We start from the raw sequence: 16,171 nt of genomic DNA on the forward strand, positions 1-16,171 counted from the left end.
TCAGGCTGCTTTTATTAGTTGATGCCATTATTTTTTAATACAAGGCGACAACGACCGCCGTGTACATCTAGTATAGTTAATTAAAATAAAAATAGGATATTAACACATCTGTGAAATTATCATAACTAGGCAAAATTGAACGCATATATTTCTTAATATTTGCCCATAATGACTTTTCAGGTAAATTGGGCAATAGCATAGTTTCAAACCATGCTTCAAAAAAATCGCTGGTCATTGTATTTTGATAAATCATTGGCGCAATTAAATTTTGCCCAATTTGCGCTGCAACTCATGATAAGCGTTAGTATTTTCTACCGCTTATCTTGGTTTTAACGATTTCCCCTTTCGGACTACGAGCATACAGACGAAAGAAATAGGTATCCAATCCTGTTTCATCTAAATAAACAAGCGGGTAGTCAGAAAATTGGGCTAACTGAGCTAAATAATGAGCTACTTTTTCTGGGTCTTGTTCTTTGTAAATGGTGGTCTTTTTTTTACGCGTGATACCTAATTTTTTGAGCGCATAAAAAAATAGTTGATGTGGAGCAACTAAACATTTCAGCCCTTTCATAGAGATAAGCATCAGGATTTTGTTCAATATATTGTTTGAGTGCTTGCGTATCCAATTTAGTGGCATTTTGCCCTTTGACTTGATGTTTCAGGCTACCTGTTTGTTCTTCTAATTTAATCCAAAGGTAAAGCGTATTTCTTGAGATACCATAGGGGCTATTGACAATTCAAAAAAAGAGGCAAAGGATTTAAGATATTGTTTCCACACAACCATCCTAAACCTTTGCCATGTCCCGAAACACGCTTACAAATGAAACACGGTCAAGACTGTTGCTCATTTTGAAACAGCTTGGCATTTATCGCAAGAAAAATTTACGCAAAACAGTAGAAGGTATCCTGTTTCGCTTACGTACAGGCTGCCAATGGGCTGATATACCTAGTTATTTTGGTAAAGCAAACAGCCTTTACCAAAGTTTCAATCGCTGGTCTAAACGCGGTATTTTTACCAAATTATTTAAACATTTGGCAGATACACCCGATATGGAATGGGTCTTTATGGACGGTAGTCATATCCGCGTTCATGGTAATGTAAATGATATTGTTGTTGGGCATTTATTGGCACAATTGGACTAAAAATGAAACCGTGTGTGCATGGGATCCATTGTGCATCAAGCTGTTGGTAAGAGTATCGGAGGTCATACGTCTAAAATTCATTTAGCGGTTGATGCTTGTGGTAATCCAATTGAATTTATGATTACAGCTGGTAATGTAAATGATATTGTTGTTGGGCCTGATTTATTGGCACAATTGGACTTAAGTGATAATGAAACCGTGTGTGCTGATAGAGGTTTTGACAGTGATTTATCGGTTAATAAAATCAAAGCCAATATTCCATATAAGAAAAATAGAGAACATCTTAATGTGGACACAGATTGGTATTTATATAAAATCAGGCACTTGGTAGAAAATGCTTTTGCACGATTAAAGCATTTTCGTGCGCTGGCAACACGGTACGATAAATTAAAACGTAATTATGAAAGTACCGTGTCATTAGCTTGTGCTTTGATTTGGTTGAAATTATAGCTAAAATGTCATTAGCCCCTAGGGATGTATTTGCGGTGCAATTGCTTGGCAAAAAGCATTGGACACTTTCTGCACCAAATTCTGATATGCCCTTATATATGCAGCAAGCAAAAGACATGCCGCACATCACTCCACCGACAACAGTAGATATGGAAGTCATTTTAGAGGCTGGTGATATTTTATATATTCCACGTGGTTGGTGGCATAACCCTATGCCTATGAATTGCGAGACATTCCACTTGGCTATTGGTACATTTCCACCAAATGGCTATAACTACATGGAATGGCTAATGAAAAAGATGCCTGAGATTCAAAGTATTCGTCAAAGTTTTACTGGCTGGGAACATGACCGACAAAATCTAGGTAATGCAGCACAAAAAATTGCTGAAATAATGAAAAACAAAGAAAATTATCAAGAATTTATGCAAGATTTCTTAAGGAATCAACGTATGAATACAGCATTCAATATGGATTTATTCGGTAATGCTAATAACCAAACATTACCTGAACATTGTTTTTTTAAGATTAAATAGCAATGACTGCTCTACTATTTCGCAAGGATATATTATTGCGAATGGTATCAAAGTCAACATTGATGAAAATAGCATAATATTTTTAACAATTTTAATTGAAAAACATATGATATCGCTAGCTGAGATGTTGTCATTATTTAGTATTAATGAACAAGAAAATGTTAAGAAATTAGTTTGGCAGCTAGGTGAATTAGATATAATTGAAATTATGAGGTAACCAGTGGATATTTTATCAAAAAATACAAAATTTTTAATCAATATTTCCTCAATTTCCTTTATTTTTTTGAATGTATATATTGTATATAGCAAGGTTAGATTTGATTTATCAAATCTAACCTTTACAAATTATTTGTCCATCTCAATATTACTTGCATTTATAATTTCAACATTACTTTTAATCTATAAAATGGTAATATTTGCACGATATACAACTGAAAATTTAAATGAAATAAAATATATAAAAATATTTTCTTTTTATCTTTTTTTCATTTTATATAGCGCCTTTATGACCCTATTTAAGCAAGAAAATTTTTATTCTAATATGATTATATATTCTATTATTTCAGTGCTGGTAATATTTTGCTTAACCCATTTCTTTTTTGTTATTAAATTTTATTTGAGGACAAATAAAAATGTATGAACTCTCAATCGTAGAACTTGAATTAATCAGTGGTGCAGGACCTATTGCCGATGTTACAACAGGAATGGGTGGTGCTATTGGCGGTGGAATTGGGAATCTTGCACAGGAAAGGCAGGAGGAGGAACCGTTGGAGGAATTTTGGGCTCACCATTTGGTCCAGGTGGAACTATAGTTGGTGTTGCAGCAGGACAACAATACGGTGGAAGAGTCGGCTCTGTAATTGGAGTAGGAGCTGGTTCTGCTATTGGTGGCATGTTAGGAGCTAATGACATTTTAGCTATAATTTCAACCAAATCAAAGCACAAGCTAATGACACGGTACTTTCATAATTACGTTTTAATTTATCGTACCGTGTTGCCAGCGCACGAAAATGCTTTAATCGTACAAAAGCGTTTTCTACCAAGTGCCTGATTTTAGAACCCGTATTCACAAACAACTATTTGATAAATTTTAATATTTGTGAAATATACCCTAGTTTAACAAAATTTTCAGCAGATAAATTCGTCTGCTCAAAATCTTTTGCTAAACGTCGAGACCAACCTAACCATGCAAACGTTCGTTCTACAATCCAACGTTTGGGCAGAATATGCCAAGAAATATCTTGAATTCTCTTTGAAATCTCAACAGTTAAACCCAATTGCTCTGATACTTCACGCTCAAATGTATTCCGATAACCTGCGTCCGCACAGAAACCTTTTAAACTCGGATAGGTCTCAAACGCTTTTTTTGCTACAAAAATACCTGCTTTTGTGTCATGAATATTGGCTGCATGAACCACAACAGACAATATAGTGAATTAAATTTAGATTAGTACAGCGTTGCCAACTCCCTTATGTACTAGGTGTACACGGCGGTCGTTGTCGCCTTGTCCTAATCTAAATTTAATCCACTATAGATTACCCAACGTATCAACAGCTATATGTCGCTTACGACCTTTGATTTTTTTACCTCCATCAAAACCTTTATCATGTGCGCTAGAAGCTGTTTTGACACTTTGTGAATCAATAATGGCATAAGTTGGCATTGCTTGTTTTTGATGGATTAAACGTTTTTTTGAACCAATGCCAAAAGAATTCTATCCCATAAGCCTGATTGATTGGCTCTGCGATAGAAACTCCATACGGTTGAATAAGGTGGAAAATCATTGGGCAGCATACGCCATTGGCAACCTGTTTTGGTGATGTACAAAACGGCATTCACTAATTGACGTTTATCCCATTTGTAGTGGCGTAGCTGGTTAAAATATGGCTCAATCGCTTGCCATTGGGCATCTGTTAAGTCTGTTGGGTAGGATTTTCTAGTCATAAAGATATTTTATCATTTTTGTGAATACAGGTTCTTATATAAATACCAATCTGTGTCCACATTAAGATGCTCTCTACTTTTCTTATATGGAATATTGGCTTTACTTTGTTTAGAATGAATTAACCGACGAAAAGTATCACTGTCAAAACCTCTATCAGCACACACGGTTTCATTATCACTTAAGTCCAATTGTGCCAATAAATCAGGCGCAACAACAATCTCATTTACATTACCAGCTGTAATCATAAATTCAATTGGATTACCACAAGCATCAACCGCTAAATGAATTTTAGACGTATGACCTCCGATACTCTTACCAACAGCTTGATGCACAATGGATTTTTTACCCATGCCATGTTGATGAACGCGGATATGACTACCGTCCATAAAGACCCATTCCATATCGGGTGTATCTGCCAAATGTTTAAATAATTTGGTAAAAATACCGCGTTTAGACCAGCGATTGAAACTTTGGTAAAGGCTGTTTGCTTTACCAAAATAACTAGGTATATCAGCCCATTGGCAGCCTGTACGTAAGCGAAACAGGATACCTTCTACTGTTTTGCGTAAATTTTTCTTGCGATAAATGCCAAGCTGTTTCAAAATGGGCAACAGTCTTGACCGTGTTTCATTTGTAAGCGTGTTTCGGGACATGGCAAAGGTTTAGGATGGTTGTGTGGAAACAATATCTTAAATCCTTTGTCTCTTTTTTTGAATTGTCAATAGCCCCTAGGAAAATATAGCTAAATATAGCTTAAAAATAACTTTCAGAATGAACTAAATGTATTTATTAAACAACAAGATTGATGTTTTTAAAGGGAAAACTGCTTTAGCGTTAGCACCTATGGCAGGAATTACAGACAAACCATTCCGCCAACTCGCCAAGCAATTTGGCGCGGATTGGACGGTAAGCGAGATGATTATTGACGACCCGAGTCTGCAAAACACGCGCAAAACGCTGAACCGCCAAAACTATGAAGGGGAGAGTGGGGCGATTGTGGTGCAAATTGCAGGCAGTGACCCCGAACAGCTTGCGGCGGCAGCGCGTTGGAATGTGGATCTTGGGGCGCAAGTAATTGATATTAATATGGGTTGCCCTGCGAAAAAAGTGTGCAATATTTTGGCTGGCAGCGCGTTGTTGCAAAACGAACCGTTGGTGGAGCGCATTTTGAACACGGTGGTTCAGGCGGTTGATGTGCCTGTTACGCTGAAAACGCGCTTGGGTTGGGACGATGAACACAAAAATGTACTGACGATTGCGAAAATGGCGGAACAAGCCGGGATTGCGGCGTTGGCGGTTCATGGGCGGACGCGGACGCAGATGTATCGTGGCGAGGCAAGTTATTCTCTGATTGCTGAAGTGAAACAATCAGTTAGTATACCTGTTTGGGCGAATGGCGACATTATTTCGCCACAAAAAGCGGCGGCAGTTTTGCGTGAAACGGGCGCGGACGGGCTGATGGTTGGTCGTGGGGCGCAAGGGCAGCCGTGGTTGTTTGCGGATATTCGCCATTATTTAGCGCACGGAAAAATTCCGCCTGCATTGCGTTTTCAGGCTGCGGCTGATACGGCATTGGCGCATTTAGCGGCAATTCATGCGTTTTATGGCGATTTGGCTGGTACACGGATTGCGCGAAAACACATCGGCTGGTATTTGCAACAGCTGCCTGAAAGTGAGGCGTTTCGTAAGCAAATCAATCAGGTGGAAAATGCGACGGAACAATATGATAAACTGGCAGAATTTTTCAGGATGCAAGCGGAGCAGCATGAATTTTGGTTGCGTGATTATTCGTAGTAATATTACAGTTAGAATGGTTTGCATTGAAATAAAGTAACTGTTAGGAAGTTACAAAATTTTGGTTATAATTCAAATTGAGTGAAGCAAAATGGAAATAAAATTAACCTTGATATTCCGTGAATATTGTGGGTTGTGTCATCAAATGCAAAATGCATTGTTGCCATTTCAAAAACAATATGGATTTGAGCTGGAAATTGTGGAAATTGATGATTTTCCTGAATTGGAACAGAAGTATAACGAGCTTGTACCTGTTCTATTGCATGGTGAAACAGAGATTTGTCATTGGCATTTAGATGAAACTGGATTACATCAGTATTTGATGAATCTTCAGGCAGCCTGAAAAATTCTTGCTTTTTTGATTCATCTTTTTGGAGTAAAACTTAAATGGCATTTATTGCTGATTTTTTAACCGCTCAGCCGTTGTTTGCTTTGTTCATAACAATCGCGCTGGGTTTTGTTTTGGGCTCTGTCAGCGTGAAAGGCTTATCGCTGGGCGCGGGTGCAGTGCTATTTGTGGGTTTGGTAGTGGGTGCGATTGCGCCTAAATCTGCTCTGCCTCCAGTTATCGGTAGCTTTGGCTTGCTGCTGTTTTTGTATGGCGTGGGCATTGCTTATGGCGCACAATTCTTCCAAGGCTTAACCAGCCCATTGGGGATTAAAGCGAATACCGCAGCGTTTGTAGCGGTGTTGCTGACTTTGATTGCCACTTTGTTAGCCGTGAAATTTATCCCAGGTGTTTCGTTTGCTGAAGCCTTGGGTGCATTTGCAGGCGCGGGCACAAGCACTTCTGCTTTGCAGGCTGCGATGGTGGTTACAGGCGATAAATTGCCAGCAACGGGTTATTCTGTTGCCTACCCATTCGGTGTGGCAATCCCCATTTTGATTATTGGCGTGTATAACAGCGTGATTAAACCAAAATACCAAAAACCAGAACGCATTGCTTTGCGCGTGTGTGCGGTTCGTTTGGAAAACCCTGAAGCCGTGGGTCATACCATGAGCTACGTAAACTCTTTGCTACCTGATGGCGTAAGCGTTACCACTGCACAACGCGGCGGTAAAAGCCACGGTGTCGGTCATTTGGGCGACTTGCAAGAAGGCGATATTGTGTTGGTGTCTAGCGTGAGCGGCACTTTGTTAGACCAAGCTGTGCCATTGTTGGGTACACGTTTGGGCGATGAAATCAGTCATGTAAAAGGCGAACACGAATACCAACGCTTGTTCGTGTCTAACCCAAATTTACACGGCAAAACGATTAACGAAATCCGCCAAATGCTGAAATTGAACATCAGCGTATTGCATGTTCGCCGCGTGGATACAGACATGGTGGTTTCGCAAAACTTGCGCTTGGAAATCGGCGACCAAATCGGCGTGTTGGTGTTCTCTGAGCAAACAGGCGAATTGCAACGCTTCTTCGGCGACTCAGTGCGTTCAGGTGGCGATGTGGCTTACTTGTCTATGGGCGTGGGCGTGGCTTTGGGTTTGGCAGTGGGTGCAATCCCATTATATTTGCCAGGTTTGGGCAAGTTCTCTTTAGGTTTTGCAGGTTTGTTGTTGGTAGCCCTGTTCTTGGGTAAACAACGCAGCACAGGCAAATTCGTGTGGAGTATGCCATTCCCAGCCAACCGCGTTTTCCGCGATTTTGGCTTGATTTTGTTCTTGGCAAACGTGGGTATGGTGTCTGGTCAAACATTCGTGAACACCGTAGCACAAAGCGGTTTGACTTACTTGCTGCTTGGCATTGCCTTAGTTTCATTGCTCACAGTGGCAACTTTAGTGTTCACGGTTTACGTGTTTCGCATTCCATTTGACATGGCAGCAGGGATTGTCTCTGGTGCGACAGGTAATCCAGCGATTGCCGCATTCAGCAGCCGTACATTGGATTCTGAAAAAACCGATATTGGTTATGCGATGATTTTCCCGTCTATGACGATTGTGAAAATTTTGATGATGCAAGTAGTTGGTGCATTTATGTAATAAAAAAGCAGCCTGAAAATATTTTCAGGCTGCTTTTTTTATTTCTTGATGAAAACTAAATCCCAAACCCCATGCCCCAAGCGTTTACCACGCGCTTCGAACTTGGTTTCAGGACGATAATCAGGCGTTGGCGCGTAATCCGTTGCCGTGTTTTGCAGCGTGTCAGGGAAACTTTGCAACACTTTCAACATCTGCACCGCGTATTCTTTCCAGTCAGTCGCCAAATGAATATAACCGCCAGTTGCCAACTTCGGCAGTAATTTTTGCACAAACGGCACTTGAATTAAGCGGCGTTTGTTGTGGCGTTTTTTGTGCCAAGGGTCTGGGAAGAAAATGTGGATACCGTTCAGGCTGCCATCTGGCAACATGTGTTCAACCACTTCAACCGCATCGTGGCGCATCACGCGGATATTGTTGATGTTTTGTTCGGCAATCAGTTTGCACAAATTACCCACGCCTGGCCCGTGAACGTCAATTGCCAAGAAATCTTTTTCAGGCAGCCTTTGTGCGATTTCTGCGGTGGCTGTTCCCATGCCAAAACCAATTTCTAAAACTTTTGGGTTATCGCGCCCAAATGCATCATTCAAATCCAATGGCGCAGCCTGAAAATCTACGCCAACGGTTGCCCAATGGTCGTCAATCGCTTTTTGTTGCGCGGCGGTCATGTGTCCTTGGCGCAATACAAAAGATTTAATACCACGGCGGTGTTCTTCTGGAATCATTGTTTCGTTTGTCATACGGTCTTTCAAAAAAATTAAAAAATTTCAGGCTGCGTATTTAATGCAGCCTGAAAACTAAAAACTCACACCCGCTTTTCGTGCAATTTCCAAACCTTCTTCGCGGCTCAAATACACGGGATTTTCGGGGCGACTTCGGCGAACAATCTCGCCTTGTTTGAACATAATCAGTTCGTTACAAGCAAATTGTTCCCATGTTTCGTTATCAGTTAGCGGCAGTGTGGCAATCACGGCAACGCGGTCGTTTGGCGTAGTAATCGTGGAAAAATCAATCGACATATCTTCATCAATCAAATGTGCGTAGCCAAATGGGTGTTTGCGGCAGATGTAATACAGCAGCGAGCTGGCGTGAGCAAACATGGTTTCGCCGTCCGACATGATGATGTTGAATAAGCCATATTCGCGCAATTCGGCGCACAGGCGGTTAATCGCGTCAAATAGTTCATCGCAGCTTGGGCGTTGGGCGAATTGTCCGCGCAGTTGTTCCAGCATATAGCAGAAGGCTTTTTCGGAATCGGTTTTACCAACGGGTTGGTAATATTCGCTAGTGGGCGCATCGGGTTTTAAATTGCCGTTGTGGGCGAACAGCCAGTATCGCCCCCATAATTCGCGCTGAAAAGGGTGGGTGTTTTCCAGCGTGGTGCGCCCTTGCGTGGCTTTGCGAATGTGGGCAATGGCGTTTTCTGATTTAATCGGATAGCGGCGGATTAAATCGGCAACGGGGGATTCTGCGCTGGGCTGGTCGTCCAAAAATAGGCGCAAACCTTGTCCTTCAAAAAAGCCAATACCAAAGCCGTCTGTGTGGTGGTCGGTTAAACCGCCGCGCTTGCTAAATCCTTGAAATGAAAATGTTATGTCTGTGGGCTTATTGCAGTTCATACCGAGTAATTGACACATGGTGTGTTCCTTTTGTTATTTTATTTCAGGCTGCATTTTGTAGATTAATGATTTATTTCAGTGTTGTTTTTTGCGTTTTTAAGCTGCCTGATAGCTTAGATTATATAGCGTTTTTTTGCGATTAGGGCTAAAATGCTGCTTTAATTTTACTTGGAAATCGAGACAAACTATGTTGTTTCACCCTGAAGTGATGGGCGTTGATGCCCTTGCCCAAAAAGTTCGTAAAGTGCCTAACTTCCCAAAAGAGGGCATTTTGTTCCACGATATTACGCCTGTGCTGCAAAGCCCTGAGTATTTCCGTTTGTTGATTGACTTATTTACTTATCGTTATATGGGTCAAAAAATTGACATGATTGCGGGCTTGGACGCGCGTGGTTTTATTATTGGTGCAGCGTTGGCGTATCAGTTGAATGTGGGTTTTGTGCCGATTCGTAAACAAGGTAAATTGCCATTTGATACGATTTCGCAAACTTACGCGCTGGAATACGGCGAGGCAACTGTGGAAATCCACAAAGACGCGATTCACGAGGGCGACCGTGTGTTAATCGTTGATGATTTGGTGGCAACAGGTGGCACAATGCTGGCGGGTATCGAGTTGGTTCGCCGCTTGGGTGGCACAATTGTTGAAGCCTGTGCGATTTTGGAATTTACCGATTTGGACGGTGCGCAAAAAATCCGTGAAAGCGGTGTGGATTTGTTCTCGTTGTTGCAAAATGATGGGGCGATGTAAATCTGTCTAACCTATATAATATGAAAATGCAGCCTGAAAATATTTTCAGGCTGCGTTTTTTTATGGCTTATTCTTCAGTTTCTTCGTCCGTGCGTTCACGATACAAAACGAGCAATTTGCCGATGTGTTGCACCAGTTGCGAATCGGTGGCTTGGCACAATTCTTCACAAATGGTGATACGTTCTTGGCGGTCATCGCCGAACACGCGCACTTTAATCAATTCGTGGGCGCGTAAAGCCGTTGCAGTTTCTTGGATAACGGCTGGAGTTAAGCCTTTTTGTCCAATCATGACCACTGGGTTCAAATGGTGGGCGCGCGCTTTTAATTCAACGATTTGTTGTTTGGTTAAGGTTTTGTCTGTCATTTTTGTGATACTAACTTGATAAATAAAAAGGGATTATACGCGAAATTATTTAAACGTGGCTTCTAATTGCTGCAAAGTATGCGCGGCGGCGGCATTCCCTTGCGCGGCAGCTTTCGCATACCATTGTTTTGCCGTGGTGATGTTTTTCTCTACGCCTGTTCCTGTGGCGTATCGCGCGGCAAGATTATTTTGCGCTTCATTATGCCCTTGCTCGGCAGCTTTGGTGTACCAGTACACGGCTTTGGCGTAATCTTGTTCTACGCCGTCGCCGTCGCTGTACATTTTGCCTGCCATGAATTGCGCTTCGGCTTCGCCTTTGTTAGCGGCTTGTTCATACCAATATAAGGCTTGTTTTGCGTCTGCTTTCACACCCAAACCGTCTTGATACAACACGGCTAAATTGTGTTGCGCGGTTTTGTCGCCTTGTTTGGCTAGGGGTTTGAGTATGCGAAATGCAGCCTGAAAATCGTGTTTGGTGTAGGCTTGCACGGCTTGCGCATATTTGGCTTGGTTGGCGTTTTCAGGCTGCGTGGCGTATGCGCTGGCGGTGCAGGCAAGTAATAAAGTGAGCAGTAATTTTTTCATGTTATTCCGTGGCAACGTGTACGCTGGTGGGGTTGAGGGCGGCGAGGTCTTGCGGTTTGATGGCGACTAGAAAGCCGCGTTTGCCGCCGTTGATATAAATGGTGGGTAGCTCGTAAATGCTTTCTTCCACATAAATCGGCAAGTTGGTTTTTGTGCCGAATGGGCTTGTGCCGCCGACTAGATAGCCTGTCCATTTGTTGGCTTGCTCGGGCGTGGTGGGTTCGATGTGTTTCATGCCGAGTTCACGTGCGAGATTGCGTGTGGAAATGTGCTTGTCGCCGTGCATAATGCAGATTAAGCCGCGCTTTTTGTCGTCTTGCAGCACGATGGTTTTGACAACGGCGTGTTCATCTACGCCGAAGTGTTGCGCTGGGACGGACGTGCCGCCGTGTTCTACATAGGGGTACAGGCAGGGCTGAAAGTCAATTTTATGGGTGCGTAAAAAGCGAATGGCTGGGGTAACGGGGTAATCGGGTTTGGACATGGTTTTTTTCACTTGAGATAAAAGGGTTATTTTACTGCTTTGTGTTGGAAAACGCAGCTTGGAAGTTTGGATTTCAGGCTGCGTTTTGCTTAATCGGGCAAAATGTCGGATACAAGTATTCGACCTACAAGCACGCAGCCTGAAAACTCATCGTTTCAAAGCCAACACCAACACCCCAGTCGCCACCAACCCAATCCCCAGCCAATCTTGCCCACTCGGTTTCTCGCCCAAAAATACCACGGCAAAAATCGCCACAAGCACCACGCTCAATTTATCAATCGGCGCAACTTGCGAAGCATTGCCCATTTGCAAGGCTTTGAAATACGCGACCCAAGAAGCCCCTGTCGCCAAGCCCGACAAAATCAAAAACAGCCAATTTTTGCCTGACAAACTGCTCAACGGCTGCCACTTATGCGTATAAGTGAGAAACAGAGTCAATGCCGCCAAAATCACCCAAGTGCGAATAAACGTGGCGAAATCCGAGTTAATCCCTTGCAAACCCAGTTTCGCAAAAATCGCCGTCATCGCCGCAAAAATGGCGGAAGCGATTGCCCAATAAAACCAAGCAGATGCGCCCATATTTTTATCCTTTGTCTGAACGATATGAAAAACGATGAATGCCGCGTTCGCTCACAAATTTGTGGGCGCGTATGTCGTGTGGTTCGCAAGGCAAGCTGGCAACGCTTTGGCACGCGTAGCCCACAGCGATTTTTTGCGGCCGCAATTTGTGTTGGCACGCGGCAAAAGTGCAATCGTAATAACCGCCGCCTTGCCCCAAGCGATAACCGCATTTATCAATGCCGACAATCGGCAAAACAACCATGTGCAAGCGGTCTGCGCGTAATTTCTTACCTTGAAACTGCGGCACATACAATTTGCTTTTGCTGCGTTTTCGCTCGGGTTTCAGGCTGCCATTAGGGTAGGGTGTGAACCACAATCGCAAAGAATGCGGCTCAATATACGGCAGATAAACGTGTGCGCCGCGTTTTTTCGCAGCCTGAATAAAATGGTCTAAACGCAATTCGCTGCCAATGCCCCAATAAACAGCGATGCGTTTGCCGCGTTTGATGTGGCTTTTGAGTTGGCGATTGGCTTGTAATTCGCGGCGTTTGCGTTGGTTTTCAGGCTGCATTTTGCGTGCCAACCGTAGTGCGCGGCGAATCTCTTTTTTGCTGTGTGCGTTTTCAGGCTGCGTGAACATTATGCGCGTCCTGTGCTGCCAAATCCGCCTGTGCCACGTTCGCTGGCGGTAAATTCGTTCACCATTTCAAACGCAGCCTGAACAACGGGAACAATCACCATTTGCGCAATGCGTTCCATTGGTTCTACTGTGAACGGGGTTTGGCTGCGATTCCACAATGAAACCATCAATTCGCCTTGGTAATCCGAATCAATCAAACCAACTAAGTTGCCCAGTACGATACCGTGTTTGTGTCCCAAACCTGAACGTGGCAGCAGCACGGCGGCTAGGTTTGGGTTATCCAAATAAATGGCTAAACCTGTGGGGATTAACTTGGTTTCGCCAGCTTGTAGCGTGATAGCTTCGTCTAAACACGCGCGTAAATCCAAGCCTGCGCTGCCTGAGGTGGCGTAGGTGGGCAGTTGGTTTGCCATTTTGGGATTGACGATTTTAAGTTGTACTTTGGGTTGAGACATTTTGGTTTCCTGTGTTAATAAAAAATGGCTAATGATACCTGAAATTGGGTTTTCAGGCTGCCAAAATGCTTGTTACCTATAGCTAATCTGCGTAAAGTGTAATTTTCTGTAACGATTTGTAAAGGCACAAAACATCATGATGGACGAACAATTAAAACAAGCGGCTTTAGATTTTCACGAATTTCCTGTAGCGGGTAAAGTATCGGTTACGCCAACCAAATCATTAGCAACGCAAAAAGACTTGGCTTTGGCATATTCGCCTGGGTAGCTGCGCCGTGCATGGAAATTCACGCCAATCCGCAAGATGCGTATCGCTACACCGCCAAAGGCAATTTGGTTGCTGTGATTTCCAATGGCACGGCGGTGCTGGGTTTGGGCAATATTGGCGCGTTGGCGAGCAAACCTGTGATGGAAGGCAGGGGTGTGTTGTTCAAAAAATTTGCTGGAATTGATATGTTTGACATTGAAATCAATGAAACTGACCCTGAAAAATTAGTGAACATCATCGCGGCACTTGAGCCAACTTTTGGCGGTATCAATTTGGAAGACATCAAAGCCCCTGAATGTTTTTACATTGAGAAAAAACTGCGTGAACGCTGCAAAATCCCTGTGTTCCATGATGACCAACACGGCACGGCAATTATCACGGCTGCGGCGGCTTTGAACGGTTTGCGCGTTGTCGGTAAAAAAATTGAAGACGTTACGCTGGTGTGTTCGGGCGCAGGTGCGGCGGCGATTGCTTGCTTGGATTTGCTGGTTGCGCTGGGTTTGAAACGTGAAAACGTAACCGTGTGCGATTCAAAAGGCGTGATTTACCAAACGCGCGAAGACCGCGAACGCATGGACGAAAGCAAGGTGCGTTATGCGATTGCGGACAATTGTCAGCGCACGTTGGCAGACGCGGTGCGCGGCAAAGATATGTTTTTGGGCTTGTCGGGTGCGAATGCGTTGCAGCCTGAAATGTTGCAAAGCATGGCGGATAAGCCGATTGTGTTTGCGATGGCAAACCCGAACCCTGAAATTTTGCCGCCTGTGGCGAAAGCGGAGCGTGCCGATGTGGTGATTGGCACAAGGCGTTCAGATTTCCCAAATCAAATCAATAATGTGTTGTGCTTCTCATTTATTTTCCGTGGCGCGTTGGATTGCGGCGCCAGCACGATTAACGAAGAGATGAAAATGGCGGCGCGCCCGATTGCAGATTTGGCGGCTTATGCGGCACAGTTGGCAAAACGATAATTTTCTGAACTGAAAGCAGCCTGAAAATGTTTTCAGGCTGCATTTTTATATTTTTGTACAAAATAGACAAAATCTGTAAATTTAAGTCTTTTTATTATACAAAAAGTCTGCTATATTGCCGTAAAGTCTAAAACCGCTCTGAAGGCGGTTTTAAATTTTCATTTTTGGTTTAAAAAAATAGACATTTTGTCTAAAAGTAGGTGTTCATTATGAGTTCTCAAAATACTAAATCGGCATTCGTTGCCACAGGTTTAATGCTGTTCGCATTGTTTTTTGGTGCAGGCAATTTGATTTTCCCTGCCAGCATGGGTCAGCAAGCAGGTAACAATGTGTTTTCTGCCATGTTGGGTTTCTTGCTTACAGGTGTAGGCTTGCCATTGTTGGGTGTGTTGGCGATTGGCTATTCAGGCACAAAAGACGTGCAGGAATTGGCTTCTCGTGTTACCAAATGGTATGGTGTGGCGTTTGCGGTTGCGCTGTATTTGGCGATTGGTCCGCTGTTCGCCACTCCGCGCACGGCAACGGTTTCTTTTGAAATCGGCGTGTTGCCTTTCTTGGGCGACAATCTTGCGGCTGCCACAAAAGACATCGCTCTGCGTGTGTTCTTGGTGTTCTTCTTTGGTGTGGCTTACTGGTTGTCGGTTACGCCAAGTAAATTGGTGGACCGTGTCGGCAAAATCTTAACGCCTGTGTTGCTAGTGTCGATTGCGGTGTTGGTGATTACGGCTGCGGTTAGCCCAATGGGTGCGCCACAAGCTCCTGCTGAAGCGTACCAATCTGGCGCGTTGGCAAAAGGTATGATTGAAGGTTACGGCACAATGGACGCGTTGGCTTCTTTGGTGTTTGCGATTATCGTGATTGACGCGGTTCGCGCAATGGGCGTGAACGACAAAGGTCAAATCTTGAAATTGACCACTAGCTCAGGTTTTGTAGCGGCTGGTTGCTTGGCGGCAGTTTATGTGTTCATCGGCTATATGGGCGCGACCAGCGTGGCGGGCATTGGCGCACAAGATAGCGGTGCGGCGGTGTTATCTTTGAGCGCAGGGCATTATTTTGGCAACGGCGGTAAAGTTTTGCTTGCCCTGATTGTATTCTTGGCTTGCTTATCTACTGCGGTTGGCTTGATTACTTCTTGTGGTGAATACTTTAATCGTTTGATTCCAAACAAATTAAGCTACCGTAACTGGGTGATTGTGTTCACGCTGGTGTCTTTCGGTTTTGCCAACTTTGGTTTGAACGCGATTATTAAATTCTCTGTGCCTGTGTTGATGTTGCTGTATCCTTTAACGATTGCGATTATCGCGTTGGCGTTCTTGGATAAATTCTTTGGCGGTCGCCGCATTGTGTATATCTGCACAATTATTGGTACTTTGCCGATTGCGATTTTGGACGGCTGGAAAACGGCTAATGCGATGTTGGACGGTTCAAAAGAGGCGTTGGTAATGCACATTGATGTGGCATTGAAAGAAGTGTTGCCATTCTATTCTTCTGGTTTGGGCTGGATTTTGCCAGCGATTGCAGGGTTTGTGATTGGCGTGGTGTTGAGTAAAGCTGTGAAGAAACAAGCGCAAACTGCTTGATAGATAAAAAAGCAGCCTGAAAAATATTTTCAGGCTGCTTTTTTGTGTGTTGTAGGTCG

The 16,171-nt window shown here is 43.6% G+C and carries 15 protein-coding genes and 7 pseudogenes; 9 read left to right on the forward strand and 13 right to left on the reverse strand.

What is annotated here, in order from left to right:
- Positions 1–76 precede the first annotated feature (76 nt).
- Positions 77–722 (reverse strand): annotated as a pseudogene (locus tag QEO93_RS01715) (IS630 transposase-related protein); the annotation flags it as partial.
- 76 nt (positions 723–798) lie between these two features.
- On the opposite strand from QEO93_RS01715, the pseudogene QEO93_RS01720 reads away from it, so the two are divergent.
- The 3 genes and pseudogenes from QEO93_RS01720 to QEO93_RS01730 all read left to right on the forward strand — a co-directional run bounded on the left by QEO93_RS01720 (position 799) and on the right by QEO93_RS01730 (position 2,938).
- Positions 799–1,593: pseudogene (locus tag QEO93_RS01720) on the forward strand (IS5 family transposase).
- A 20-nt stretch (positions 1,594–1,613) separates the two neighbouring features.
- A pseudogene (locus tag QEO93_RS01725) lies at positions 1,614–2,343 on the forward strand (JmjC domain-containing protein); the annotation flags it as partial.
- A gap of 415 nt (positions 2,344–2,758) precedes the next feature.
- Positions 2,759–2,938, forward strand: a complete 180-nt coding sequence (locus QEO93_RS01730) for a hypothetical protein (protein ID WP_245190608.1) — start codon at positions 2,759–2,761, stop codon at positions 2,936–2,938.
- 105 nt (positions 2,939–3,043) lie between these two features.
- Here the strand turns inward: QEO93_RS01730 and QEO93_RS01735 are convergent.
- From QEO93_RS01735 to QEO93_RS01755, 4 genes and pseudogenes are all read right to left on the reverse strand, one after another.
- Positions 3,044–3,181 (reverse strand): annotated as a pseudogene (locus QEO93_RS01735) (IS5/IS1182 family transposase); the annotation flags it as partial.
- A 21-nt stretch (positions 3,182–3,202) separates the two neighbouring features.
- Positions 3,203–3,793, reverse strand: a pseudogene (locus QEO93_RS11595) (transposase); the annotation flags it as partial.
- Positions 3,794–3,807: 14 nt separating this feature from the next.
- A complete protein-coding gene (locus QEO93_RS01750; protein WP_003792189.1) occupies positions 3,808–4,071 on the reverse strand; it encodes a transposase in 264 nt (87 codons plus the stop codon).
- A gap of 33 nt (positions 4,072–4,104) precedes the next feature.
- Positions 4,105–4,725 (reverse strand): annotated as a pseudogene (locus QEO93_RS01755) (IS5 family transposase); the annotation flags it as partial.
- A 127-nt stretch (positions 4,726–4,852) separates the two neighbouring features.
- Between QEO93_RS01755 and dusB the strand changes: the two are divergent.
- The 3 genes from dusB to QEO93_RS01770 all read left to right on the forward strand — a co-directional run bounded on the left by dusB (position 4,853) and on the right by QEO93_RS01770 (position 7,843).
- Positions 4,853–5,866, forward strand: a complete 1,014-nt coding sequence (gene dusB / locus QEO93_RS01760; protein WP_032138145.1) for a tRNA dihydrouridine synthase DusB — start codon at positions 4,853–4,855, stop codon at positions 5,864–5,866.
- Between the two features lie 97 nt (positions 5,867–5,963).
- The gene (locus QEO93_RS01765) at positions 5,964–6,209 is read left to right on the forward strand and encodes a glutaredoxin family protein (RefSeq protein ID WP_032138189.1); all 246 of its coding nucleotides are present in this window, start codon (positions 5,964–5,966) and stop codon (positions 6,207–6,209) included.
- Between the two features lie 44 nt (positions 6,210–6,253).
- Positions 6,254–7,843 (forward strand): aspartate:alanine exchanger family transporter, encoded by a 1,590-nt coding sequence (locus tag QEO93_RS01770; protein ID WP_032138146.1) that lies wholly within the window; start codon positions 6,254–6,256, stop codon positions 7,841–7,843.
- Between the two features lie 38 nt (positions 7,844–7,881).
- Here QEO93_RS01770 and trmB read toward each other — a convergent pair whose 3' ends face one another.
- The gene (gene trmB, locus QEO93_RS01775; RefSeq protein WP_032138147.1) at positions 7,882–8,580 is read right to left on the reverse strand and encodes a tRNA (guanosine(46)-N7)-methyltransferase TrmB; all 699 of its coding nucleotides are present in this window, start codon (positions 8,578–8,580) and stop codon (positions 7,882–7,884) included.
- Between the two features lie 57 nt (positions 8,581–8,637).
- A complete protein-coding gene (locus QEO93_RS01780; protein WP_032138148.1) occupies positions 8,638–9,477 on the reverse strand; it encodes a class II glutamine amidotransferase in 840 nt (279 codons plus the stop codon).
- Positions 9,478–9,646: 169 nt separating this feature from the next.
- Between QEO93_RS01780 and QEO93_RS01785 the strand changes: the two genes are divergently transcribed.
- On the forward strand, positions 9,647–10,207 hold the full coding sequence (locus tag QEO93_RS01785) for an adenine phosphoribosyltransferase (protein ID WP_032138149.1): 561 nt from the start codon (positions 9,647–9,649) through the stop codon (positions 10,205–10,207).
- A gap of 67 nt (positions 10,208–10,274) precedes the next feature.
- Here the strand turns inward: QEO93_RS01785 and yhbY are convergent, their stop codons facing one another.
- The 6 genes from yhbY to dut form a co-directional block, all read right to left on the reverse strand.
- A complete protein-coding gene (gene yhbY / locus QEO93_RS01790; RefSeq protein WP_032138150.1) occupies positions 10,275–10,571 on the reverse strand; it encodes a ribosome assembly RNA-binding protein YhbY in 297 nt (98 codons plus the stop codon).
- A 45-nt stretch (positions 10,572–10,616) separates the two neighbouring features.
- Entirely contained in the window at positions 10,617–11,156 is a 540-nt protein-coding gene (locus tag QEO93_RS01795) for a tetratricopeptide repeat protein (RefSeq protein WP_044250561.1), read from the reverse strand.
- A 1-nt stretch (position 11,157) separates the two neighbouring features.
- Positions 11,158–11,640, reverse strand: a complete 483-nt coding sequence (gene ybaK, locus QEO93_RS01800; RefSeq protein WP_032138151.1) for a Cys-tRNA(Pro) deacylase — start codon at positions 11,638–11,640, stop codon at positions 11,158–11,160.
- A 147-nt stretch (positions 11,641–11,787) separates the two neighbouring features.
- Positions 11,788–12,219 carry an EamA family transporter gene (locus tag QEO93_RS01805; RefSeq protein WP_032138152.1) on the reverse strand — a complete coding sequence of 144 codons (432 nt, stop codon included), beginning with the start codon at positions 12,217–12,219 and terminating at the stop codon, positions 11,788–11,790.
- A gap of 4 nt (positions 12,220–12,223) precedes the next feature.
- Positions 12,224–12,841 (reverse strand): 5-formyltetrahydrofolate cyclo-ligase, encoded by a 618-nt coding sequence (locus QEO93_RS01810; RefSeq protein WP_032138153.1) that lies wholly within the window; start codon positions 12,839–12,841, stop codon positions 12,224–12,226.
- The gene (gene dut / locus QEO93_RS01815; protein ID WP_032138154.1) at positions 12,841–13,296 is read right to left on the reverse strand and encodes a dUTP diphosphatase; all 456 of its coding nucleotides are present in this window, start codon (positions 13,294–13,296) and stop codon (positions 12,841–12,843) included. Before dut ends, QEO93_RS01810 begins: the two co-directional genes overlap by 1 nt.
- Before the next feature lie 139 nt (positions 13,297–13,435).
- Between dut and QEO93_RS01820 the strand changes: the two are divergent.
- Both QEO93_RS01820 and brnQ read left to right on the forward strand, forming a co-directional pair.
- Positions 13,436–14,502: pseudogene (locus QEO93_RS01820) on the forward strand (malic enzyme-like NAD(P)-binding protein); the annotation flags it as partial.
- 239 nt (positions 14,503–14,741) lie between these two features.
- The gene (gene brnQ / locus QEO93_RS01825) at positions 14,742–16,112 is read left to right on the forward strand and encodes a branched-chain amino acid transport system II carrier protein (RefSeq protein WP_032138155.1); all 1,371 of its coding nucleotides are present in this window, start codon (positions 14,742–14,744) and stop codon (positions 16,110–16,112) included.
- The last annotated feature ends 59 nt before the right edge of the window (positions 16,113–16,171 follow it).

It is taken from the genome of Kingella negevensis, assembly GCF_030177895.1.
Lineage (GTDB): Bacteria > Pseudomonadota > Gammaproteobacteria > Burkholderiales > Neisseriaceae > Kingella_C > Kingella_C negevensis.

What these genes read in the sequence shown, in the direction of transcription:
- QEO93_RS01730 (WP_245190608.1), top strand. Translation starts at nt 2,759, where the DNA reads ATGTATGAACTCTCAATCGTAGAACTTGAATTAATCAGTGGTGCAGGA.
- QEO93_RS01750 (WP_003792189.1), bottom strand. Translation starts at nt 4,071, where the DNA reads ATGACTAGAAAATCCTACCCAACAGACTTAACAGATGCCCAATGGCAA.
- dusB (WP_032138145.1), top strand. Translation starts at nt 4,853, where the DNA reads ATGTATTTATTAAACAACAAGATTGATGTTTTTAAAGGGAAAACTGCT.
- QEO93_RS01770 (WP_032138146.1), top strand. Translation starts at nt 6,254, where the DNA reads ATGGCATTTATTGCTGATTTTTTAACCGCTCAGCCGTTGTTTGCTTTG.
- trmB (WP_032138147.1), bottom strand. Translation starts at nt 8,580, where the DNA reads ATGACAAACGAAACAATGATTCCAGAAGAACACCGCCGTGGTATTAAA.
- QEO93_RS01780 (WP_032138148.1), bottom strand. Translation starts at nt 9,477, where the DNA reads ATGTGTCAATTACTCGGTATGAACTGCAATAAGCCCACAGACATAACA.
- QEO93_RS01785 (WP_032138149.1), top strand. Translation starts at nt 9,647, where the DNA reads ATGTTGTTTCACCCTGAAGTGATGGGCGTTGATGCCCTTGCCCAAAAA.
- yhbY (WP_032138150.1), bottom strand. Translation starts at nt 10,571, where the DNA reads ATGACAGACAAAACCTTAACCAAACAACAAATCGTTGAATTAAAAGCG.
- QEO93_RS01795 (WP_044250561.1), bottom strand. Translation starts at nt 11,156, where the DNA reads ATGAAAAAATTACTGCTCACTTTATTACTTGCCTGCACCGCCAGCGCA.
- ybaK (WP_032138151.1), bottom strand. Translation starts at nt 11,640, where the DNA reads ATGTCCAAACCCGATTACCCCGTTACCCCAGCCATTCGCTTTTTACGC.
- QEO93_RS01805 (WP_032138152.1), bottom strand. Translation starts at nt 12,219, where the DNA reads ATGGGCGCATCTGCTTGGTTTTATTGGGCAATCGCTTCCGCCATTTTT.
- QEO93_RS01810 (WP_032138153.1), bottom strand. Translation starts at nt 12,841, where the DNA reads ATGTTCACGCAGCCTGAAAACGCACACAGCAAAAAAGAGATTCGCCGC.
- dut (WP_032138154.1), bottom strand. Translation starts at nt 13,296, where the DNA reads ATGTCTCAACCCAAAGTACAACTTAAAATCGTCAATCCCAAAATGGCA.
- brnQ (WP_032138155.1), top strand. Translation starts at nt 14,742, where the DNA reads ATGAGTTCTCAAAATACTAAATCGGCATTCGTTGCCACAGGTTTAATG.